The 1,262-nt window shown below is 68.5% G+C and carries 1 protein-coding gene; it reads left to right on the top strand.

Annotated elements, in window-relative coordinates; all coding sequences use genetic code 11:
* Positions 1–1,262: fatty acyl-AMP ligase (locus A5648_RS21420; RefSeq protein ID WP_065026494.1), on the top strand; the 1,262-nt coding region annotated here is incomplete at both ends.

Genomic DNA, 1,262 nt, shown 5'->3' with positions numbered 1-1,262 from the left:
CGTTCGGCAACGGCGGCGCGACCTGGGTGCCGCAGGACGTCGAGAAAGACACCATCGCCTTGATCCAGTACACCTCGGGCTCGACTGGGGTGCCGAAGGGTTGCGTGCTGACCCACGGGAACTACGTGAGCAACCTCGAGGTCATGCGCTGGGCCCTGAATCCGCCCGACGACGCTCCGGTGCTCAACAGCCCGATCAGCGGGGTGTCCTGGTTGCCGCAGTACCACGACATGGGTTTCGTCGGGGGCATCCTGGGCACCATTTACGGCGGCCGCACCACGGTGCTGATGTCGCCGAGCGCCTTTCTGATGCGCCCGATCCGCTGGCTGCAGGCGATATCGCGCTTCGGTGCGACGATCACCGCCGCACCCAGCTTCGCCTACGAAGCCTGCGTCAAACGCACCACCGCAGAGCAGCGTGCCGCGCTGGACCTGTCGAGCTTGTCGATCGCAGTGATCGGCGCCGAGCCGATCAGCGCCGAGACGCTGCAGTCCTTCGCCGAGGCGTTCGCGCCGGCCGGGTTCCGGCCCGAGGCCTTTATTCCCGCGTACGGGCTGGCCGAGGCAACCCTGGGTGTGACGGGCATGTCCGAGTCACCGGTGCCGGTGGTCCGGCACATCGACCGGACCGCGCTCAGCGAGGAGCGGGTCGTCGAGGTGGCTGCCGACACCGCCGGGGCGGTGCCCCTGGTGGCCTGCGGCGCCAAGGCGGAGAGCCAGCAAGTCCTGATCGTCGATCCGGAGACCCGGCTGCCTTGCTGCGCTGACGAAGTGGGCGAGATCTGGGCATCCGGACCCAGCATCGCCCAGGGCTACTGGGGGCGGCCCGAGGAGACCGAACGCACCTTCGGTGCGACGCTGGCCGACACCGGCGAGGGCCCGTTCCTGCGCACCGGCGACCTCGGATTCGTCTGCGCGGGTGAGCTATTCGTGACCGGTCGGTGGAACGACCTGATCACGATCCGCGACATCAAGTACTACCCCAACGACATCGAGGACACCGTGGGCGGCAGTGACCCGGCACTGATGCCGGGCCGCACCGCGGTGTTCACGGTCAAACCGAACCCGCGCGCCGACGAGCAGCTGGTGATCGTGCAGGAGGTGAACCGCGCGTCGCTGAACTCCGACCTCAGCGGCGCCGTCGAGGCCATCCGCGCGGCGGTCCTTGCCACCCACAATGTTTCGGCCCACGATGTGCTGCTGGTCGAGCCCATGCAGGTCCCGACCACCACCAGCGGCAAGATTCAGCGCAGCGCGTGCCGG

This window comes from Mycolicibacter sinensis (genome assembly GCF_001673565.1).
Taxonomy (GTDB): domain Bacteria; phylum Actinomycetota; class Actinomycetes; order Mycobacteriales; family Mycobacteriaceae; genus Mycobacterium; species Mycobacterium sinense_C.
This window is presented reverse-complemented; position numbering and strand designations above follow the sequence as displayed.